Below are 7,334 nucleotides of genomic sequence, written 5' to 3'. Positions count from 1 at the left end.
CATGTCTTCCAGGCCAAGTCGGTGGTGCTGGCCACCGGCGGCGCCGGCAAGATCTTCAAGACGACCTCCAACGCGCACACCCTGACCGGCGACGGGCTGGGCATCGTCTTCCGCAAGGGCCTGCCGCTGGAGGACATGGAGTTCTTCCAGTTCCACCCGACGGGTCTGGCCGGCCTGGGCATCCTGATCTCCGAGGCGGTCCGGGGCGAGGGCGGCATCCTGCGCAACGCCGACGGCGAGCGGTTCATGGAGCGGTACGCCCCGACCATCAAGGACCTCGCGCCGCGCGACATCGTCGCCCGGTCGATGGTGATGGAGGTCCGCGAGGGTCGCGGCGCCGGGCCGAACAAGGATTACGTGCTGCTGGACGTCACCCACCTCGGGGCCGAGGTGCTGGAGACGAAACTGCCCGACATCGCCGAGTTCTCGCGCACCTACCTGGGTGTCGAGCCGCTCGACGAGCCGGTGCCGGTGTTCCCGACCTGCCACTACGTGATGGGCGGCATCCCGACCAACATCACCGGCCAGGTGCTGCGCAACAACACCGACATCGTGCCCGGGCTCTACGCGGCGGGCGAGTGCGCGTGCGTGTCGGTGCACGGCTCCAACCGGCTGGGCACCAACTCGCTGCTGGACATCAACGTCTTCGGCCGGCGGGCCGGCATCGCCGCCGCCGAGCACGCCGCGACGGCCGAGTTCGTCCAGGTCCCGGACGATCCCGAGGCCACCGTGGTGGAGATGGTCACCAAGCTGCGCGAGTCCACCGGCAAGGAGCGGGTCGCCGAGATCCGCACCGCGCTGCAGAACACGATGGACCTGAACGCGGCCGTCTACCGGACCGAGGCCACGCTCAAGGAGGCGCTGGGTGACGTCCGGCTGCTCAAGGAGCGCTACGCCCGGGTGTCGATCCAGGACAAGGGCCAGCGGTACAACACCGATCTGCTCGAGGCCATCGAGCTGGGCTTCCTGCTCGAACTGGCCGAGGTGCTGGTCGTCGGCGCGCTGGTGCGGCAGGAGTCCCGCGGCGGCCACGCCCGCGAGGACTACCCGAACCGCGACGACGCCAACTGGATGCGACACACGATGGCCTACAAGCAGGGCCTGGAGCTGACCGCCGACATCCGCCTGGACTACAAGCCGGTGGTCCAGACCCGCTACCAGCCGATGGAGCGCAAGTACTGATGACGACCAGCCTCCAGAAGGCCGACGCGGGTTCGGCCGACCGGGCCGACCTGCCGCCCATCCCGGACGGCGCGGTGATGCTCACCGTCACCATCCAGCGCTACAACCCCGAGCTGGACGACGCCCCGCACATGGAGTCCTACCGGGTACCGGCGCAGCCCGGTGACCGGCTGCTCAACGTGCTGCACTACATCAAGTGGTACGTCGACGGCACCCTGACCTTCCGCCGCTCGTGCGCGCACGGCGTGTGCGGGTCCGACGCCATGCGGATCAACGGCCGCAACCGGCTGGGCTGCAAGGTGCTGGTCAAGGACCTCATCGGGGACAAGCGCAACGAGGTCACGATCGAGCCGATCAAGGGCCTGCCGCTGCTCAAGGACCTGATCGTCGACATGGAGCCGTTCTTCGACGCCTACCGGGCGGTCAAGCCGTTCCTGATCACCTACGGCAACCAGCCGACCCGCGAGTACGTGCAGTCGTCCAAGGACCGCGACCGGTTCGACGACACCACCAAGTGCATCCTGTGCGCGTGCTGCACCACCTCGTGCCCGGTCTACTGGTCGGAGGACGCCTACGTGGGCCCGGCGGCCATCGTCAACGCCCACCGCTTCATCTTCGACTCCCGGGACGAGGGTGCCCAGGAGCGGCTGGAGATCCTGTCCGACGCCGAGGGCGTGTGGCGCTGCCGCACCACCTTCAACTGCACCGACGCCTGCCCCCGGGGTATCCAGGTCACCAAGGCGATCCAGGAGGTCAAGCGCGCCTTGATGTTCCGCCGGGTCTGAGGCCGGGACCACGTCCGTGCGCGGGAGCGGGCGGAGCCGATCGGCTCCGCCCGCTCCCGCGTCTCCGGGCCCGATCGGCGGCCCGGGCGAACGGCCCGGCCCTCAGGGCGTCCCGACGACGGCGCCCGGACCGAAGTACCCCTGGAACAGGAACCAGAAGTTGCGGATGCCGTAGGACGAGCACTGGTCACCCTCCCCCGGGTAGGCGGCGAGCGAGGCGGCGTTGGGCTGGTAGGGCGTGTAGTTGTACAGCGATGCGGTCGCCGTGTTGCGCATGGTGACCGGCGCCGCGCCGCACTGCGGGTCGACGTCCCAGGCGATCTGGTACGTCCGGCCGCTGCGGTAGGAGTAGTTCTCCGGCGAGACCCGGTACCGGGACCACTGTTTCGCCATGCCGGCGGCCTGGACGGGAAAGCCGCGGTAGGCCGGGTCGCAGGCCGCGGCACCGTCCACGTCGGGGCAGTGCCAGCCGAACGCGGCGTCGTAGTTCGCCTCGGTCGGCGTCGGCCGGTCGAGCAGGCTCGACTCCTTCTGCAACGTCACCAGCATGACCTGGGGGTTGATCCCGCAGGCGGTCGAGACCTGGGCCAGGATCGCCGCGGTGTCGAGCCCGGTCCCGCCCGGGTAGGCGGCGCAGTAGGCGTCGGCCGCCGCCGGGTCCAGCGTCCAGGTGCGCGACGCCAGGCACAGCTCCCCGGTGCAGGCGGCGCCCTGGAGGGCGATGAAGCTGCGGATCTGCTGCTCGGACATCGCGGAGGCGTCGTAGAAGACCTGGTCGGAGATCAGGTTGCCCGGGTCGAAGCCGCGCAGCGTGACGCCGGCGCCGGCGCCGGGCCCGTACGGCGCCATGACGTCCCCGGTGGCCGGCGCGCCGGCACCCGCGGCGGGCGGCACGACGTCCCACGACGTACGGAAGCTGGGCATCGGCCCGACGTCGAACACCGGGGCGGTCGGCGACGGCGGTGCGGGCCGGCCGAGCACATCGGCCGCCGGGGTGCTCGCGGTCGCGTCACTCCGGCCGACGGCCAGGGCCACCACGACCACGGCCGTCACCAGGCCGACCACGGCGAGCAGCAGGAATGCGCCACCGGGCCGCCGCCGTCTCACCGGTACCGACGCGTGCACCGCCCGCGCCCATTCCTCTGCCCCCACGCGTTCGACGGTACCGCCCGCCCGCGGGCCGGACGACCCCGTCGCCCGGCCCGCCCGGCCCGGCTCGGCCCGGCTCGGTCGGCGGCGAACGGTCCGGTCGACAGGGTTCGGTGCGGGTCGGCAGGGTTCGGTGCGGGTCAGCAGGGTTCGGTGCGGGTCCGCAGGGTTCGGTGCGGGCAGTCCGGGTCGACCCTCGGGCGGCCGGCACCGTCAAGTCGGGTCGTGTCAGGTCAAGTCGGGTCGGGTCAGGTCAGGTCAGGTCAGGACCAGGTTGTGGAAGCCGCCGGCCGCGATGAGGCGCACCGGCCCGCCCGCCCCGGCGGGGTCGCCCGCCCCGTCCGGCACCGCGGCCTGCCGGTCGCGGTTCCACCCCCAGGCCAGCAGCCGGCCCTGCTCGGTCAGGGCCAGGCCGTGGTACGTGCCGGCGGAGATCGCGGTGACCCGGTCGCCGGCCGGCGCCGGAGGCACCGCGAGCTGCCCGAACCCGTTCTGGCCCCAGGCCAGGACGCGGCCCTGGTCGGTCAGGGCCAGCGCGTGTGACCCCCCGGCGGCCACCGCCACCACCCGGCTGCCGGCCGGCGCGGCCGGCACCCCGAGCCGCATGGCGCAGGGACCGCCCCACACCAGCACCTGGCCCCGATCCGTCAGCGCGAGCGCGTAGGTGGATCCGGCCGCGATCGCGACGATCGTGCTGCCCGCCGGTGCGATCGGTGGCGTCCCCAGCCCGCCCCGGTTCTCGCCCCAGACCAGGACGCGGCCGGCGTCGGTCAGCGCCAGGCTGAAGGACTGGCCGGCGGCGACGGCGACGACGGTGGCACCGTCCGGCGTCGGCGGCACATCCGTCTGCCCGTACCGGTTGTCGCCCCAGGCCAGCACCCGCCCGGCGTCGGTCAGGGCAAGGCTGTGGTACCCGCCCGCCGAAACGGACACGATCCGTTCACCGGGCGGCACCGGCGGCGCACTCGCCTGCCCGAACCAATCGAAACCCCAGCCGACCACCTGTCCGCCGTCGGTGACCGCCAGGTTGTGATAGGCGCCCGCGGCGATGGCGGTTACGCTCGTCCCCGCGGGCAGCGCGGGCACCGCGAGCTGGCCGTACCCGTTGCCGCCCCAGGCGACGAGCCGGGCGGTGATCGGCACCGGCGACGGCGTCGGGACCGGTTCCGCCGTCGGCGCGATGGACTCGGTGGGGGGTGAGACCTCGGCCGGGGCCGGGGTATCGGCCGGTGCGGGCGGGTCGGTCGGCGCGGCGGTGCTCACCGCATCCACGGCCGGGTCGGCCGCGGAGCCGGTGGAGGTCGCGGCTGCCGGGTCGGGGGCGGGGTCGCCATCAGGGTCGGGGTCCGGCGCCGCGGACGGCACCCCGCCGTCCGGACCGGTGTCGGGACTGCTGTCCGCCGCCGACCGGACGCCCACCGGCGACGCGACCGCCGCGCCGGTGCCGGCCAGGGCCGGGGTCACCGACAGGCCGCCGAACACCAGCGCCCCGGCGACCAGCACCACCCCGCTGCGCCACCGCTGCGCCGACCCGGCTGACACCATCTGGCACGCTCGCCTTCCCGGCCGCTCACCCGTCGGGCGCGTCGCTCGCTGCGACGGGAACGCTCGGGGCGGCGGTCGACACGCGGAAGCTTACGGTCACCGCGCGGCTACCTTCCGTAGAGGTGGTCGGACCCCCGCCGGTCAGGTCGGGCGGCCCGCAGGATCGACCGCCGCCGCCTCGGCGAGCAGGTCCGCCAGCCCGGTGCCCGGCACGGCGGCCGCCGCGAGCCGCAACGCCGGCGGGGGGGCCAGGCCGGCCAGGTAGCGGACGACCTGCTCCCGCTCCCCCCGCCCGGCCGGCGTGACCGGCACCGCGACGGTGGTCAGCGTCGGCGTCGCGGCCGTGACTTCGGCCAGCACGCGGGCGATCTCGGCCGGATCGCCGGCCCGCACACCGGGCGAGCCGGCCAGCTCCTCCAGCCGCACCACCCGCGCGTAGACCGCCGGATTGCTGATCTTCACCCGCTGCCCGCTGATCAGCTGGCTGACCATCGGCGCGCTGAGCCCGATCACGGCGGCCAGCCGGGCCTGGGTCAGCCGGTAGGCCGCCATCACCCGGTGCAGCCGGTCCGACCAGCTCAGCCCGTACAGGTCGACCTGCCGGGTGACGGTGGGTCCGTCCGGCGCCGGACGGTCGGCGGATCGGTCGCCCGGTCGGTCGGCGGATTCAGCGGGTGAGCGCGCGGGCACGGACACGGCACCCCTTCCGGACTTGCATCTAGGATTTGCATATGCAAACGTAGGGTTTGCTACTGCAAAGATATCGGACGGAGGACCCCGTGTCACGACGCCTTCCCACCCGCCACCGGGCCGCCGCACGGGCGTCCGCCCGCGCCGGCGCCCTGGTCGGGGCGACGCTGCTGGCCGCGCTCCCGTTCGTCCCGTCGGCGGCAGCCGCATCGTCGCCGATCGCCGCCGCAGCGTCCGCCCTCGCCCCGGCGACCGCGCCGGCGACCGCGCCGGTCCCGGTGATGATCGTGCTCGACGCCTCCGGGTCGATGAACCAGGACGACGCCCCGGGTCCGCGCATCGACGCGGCCAAGGCGGCCGTCACCGACCTCGTCGCCTCCCTGCCGGCCGACGCGCAGGTCGGGCTGATGGTCTACGGCACGGGCACCGGCAGCGCCGACACCGACAAGGCGGCCGGCTGCCAGGACGTCCGGACCCTGGTGCCCGTCGGCCCGCTCGACCCCGCCGCGCTGACCGCGCAGGTCGCCGGCATCGGCGCGTCCGGGTACACGCCCATCGGCACCGCCCTGAACGCCGCAGCCGACGCGCTGCCGAACGAGGGTCCGCGCAGCATCGTCCTGGTCTCCGACGGCGAGGACACCTGCGCGCCGCCCGCACCGTGCGACGTCGCCCGCGACCTGCACGGGCAGGGGGTCGACCTGACCGTGCACACCGTCGGGTTCAAGGTCGACGCCACGGCTCGGAACCAGCTCAGCTGCGTCGCGGAGGCGACCGGCGGCACGTACAGCGACGCCGGGGACGGCGTGGGACTGGCGCAGGCGCTGCAGGCCAAGGTGGACGTCGCGATCACCGGCTACACCACCGCCGGCACCCCGGTGACCGGGGCCGACCAGGCCTCGCCGCAGGCGCCGCTGCTCACTCCCGGTCAGTACGTCGACACCTTCGCGGTGGGCGGCACCGGAGACTCGGGCTCGACCGGGACCACGAAGTACTACACCGTCCCCGTACAGGCCGGCATGCGCTCGTACATCTCGGCAACGCTCGTGCCGCCCGACGACAACGTCGGCAGCACCGACATCGTCGGAGTCGACCTGGACCTGCTGCGGACGGATCTGAAGGACTGCCGGAGCGAGCGCGGATTCAACGTGTTGACCGGATCCCAGAACAAGGCGCCGACCGCGGTGCTCGACGGACCCACCTTCGGCGACCCGAAGGCCCCCTCCACGTGCCCCACCGACGGCGTGGCGATCCTGCGGGTCGCCCGGATCGGCAAGGCCTGGGCCGACCAGCCGATGGCGATGGAGATCGTGGTCCGGATGGAGCCACCCGCCGACACGGCCGGCCTGCTCCCGCAAGCCACCAAGGGCGATCTGCTGCCCGCCCCCGTCCACGGCACGCCGACGGCCCTCCCCGGCGGCAGCAGCTTCAACGACGCGCCGGTGCTGACGAGCGGGACAACCGTCACCGACACCCTGATCACCGGGGAGAGCCGCTACTTCCGGGTTCCGCTGGCGTGGGGACAGCGCATGAGCTACCTGATCACCGAGGTCGGACCCGCGCAGCCATCGCTGGGCTACGTCGGATCGACGGTGTGGGTCGACACGTTCAACCCGGTGCGCGCCCAGGTGACCCGATCGGAGGACACCAGCGGCAAGTTCTGGTTCAGGGACTCGGCCGCCGACGACCCGTTCGCGGCATCGACCGACTATCCGGTCCGGTACACCAATCGCTTCGGCACCGACCAACGTGACTTCGCGTTGGACGGCGACTACTTCCTGCGGGTGAACGCGGACCGGCACGAGCAGGAACCGGCGTCGACGACCTTCCTGATCACGGTGGTCGTCAGCGGCGAGGTCGAGCCGGGTCCGACCTACCTGCCCGCCGGCTCCGGCCCGACCACGACCGGCCCCGGCTCGTCGACCGGCTCGACGGCGGCGGCGACGACGCCGTCGTCCGCGGTGGTTGCGACGTCCGCCGCGACCG

General features: G+C 73.3%; 6 protein-coding genes. 3 read left to right on the top strand and 3 right to left on the bottom strand.

Features of this window, described 5'->3' with window-relative positions; genetic code table 11:
* Together ACOJUF_RS06480 and ACOJUF_RS06475 are read left to right on the top strand one after the other, a co-directional pair.
* Positions 1-1,182: FAD-binding protein (locus tag ACOJUF_RS06480; protein ID WP_420121044.1), on the top strand; the 1,182-nt coding region annotated here is incomplete at its 5' end.
* On the top strand, positions 1,182-1,967 hold the full coding sequence (locus ACOJUF_RS06475; protein ID WP_420121043.1) for a succinate dehydrogenase iron-sulfur subunit: 786 nt from the start codon (positions 1,182-1,184) through the stop codon (positions 1,965-1,967). The genes ACOJUF_RS06480 and ACOJUF_RS06475, both read left to right, overlap by 1 nt.
* 102 nt (positions 1,968-2,069) lie before the next feature.
* On the opposite strand, the gene ACOJUF_RS06470 is transcribed toward ACOJUF_RS06475, so the two are convergent.
* From ACOJUF_RS06470 to ACOJUF_RS06460, 3 genes are all read right to left on the bottom strand, one after another.
* A complete protein-coding gene (locus ACOJUF_RS06470; RefSeq protein ID WP_420121042.1) occupies positions 2,070-3,119 on the bottom strand; it encodes a hypothetical protein in 1,050 nt (349 codons plus the stop codon).
* Between the two features lie 255 nt (positions 3,120-3,374).
* On the bottom strand, positions 3,375-4,661 hold the full coding sequence (locus ACOJUF_RS06465; RefSeq protein ID WP_420121041.1) for an RCC1 domain-containing protein: 1,287 nt from the start codon (positions 4,659-4,661) through the stop codon (positions 3,375-3,377).
* Positions 4,662-4,802: 141 nt separating this feature from the next.
* Complete coding sequence (locus ACOJUF_RS06460) at positions 4,803-5,357, bottom strand: helix-turn-helix domain-containing protein (RefSeq protein ID WP_420121040.1); 555 nt, start codon at positions 5,355-5,357, stop codon at positions 4,803-4,805.
* 83 nt (positions 5,358-5,440) lie between these two features.
* On the opposite strand from ACOJUF_RS06460, the gene ACOJUF_RS06455 reads away from it, so the two are divergent.
* The coding region (locus ACOJUF_RS06455) for a vWA domain-containing protein (protein WP_420121039.1) at positions 5,441-7,334 on the top strand (1,894 nt) is incomplete at its 3' end.

The sequence above is a fragment of the Nakamurella sp. genome, from assembly GCF_048594475.1.
Taxonomy (GTDB): Bacteria; Actinomycetota; Actinomycetes; order Mycobacteriales; family Nakamurellaceae; genus Nakamurella.
This window is presented reverse-complemented; position numbering and strand designations above follow the sequence as displayed.

Coding starts and splice junctions, on each gene's coding strand:
- ACOJUF_RS06475 (WP_420121043.1), top strand. CDS start 1,182: ATGACGACCAGCCTCCAGAAGGCCGACGCGGGTTCGGCCGACCGGGCC.
- ACOJUF_RS06465 (WP_420121041.1), bottom strand. CDS start 4,661: ATGGTGTCAGCCGGGTCGGCGCAGCGGTGGCGCAGCGGGGTGGTGCTG.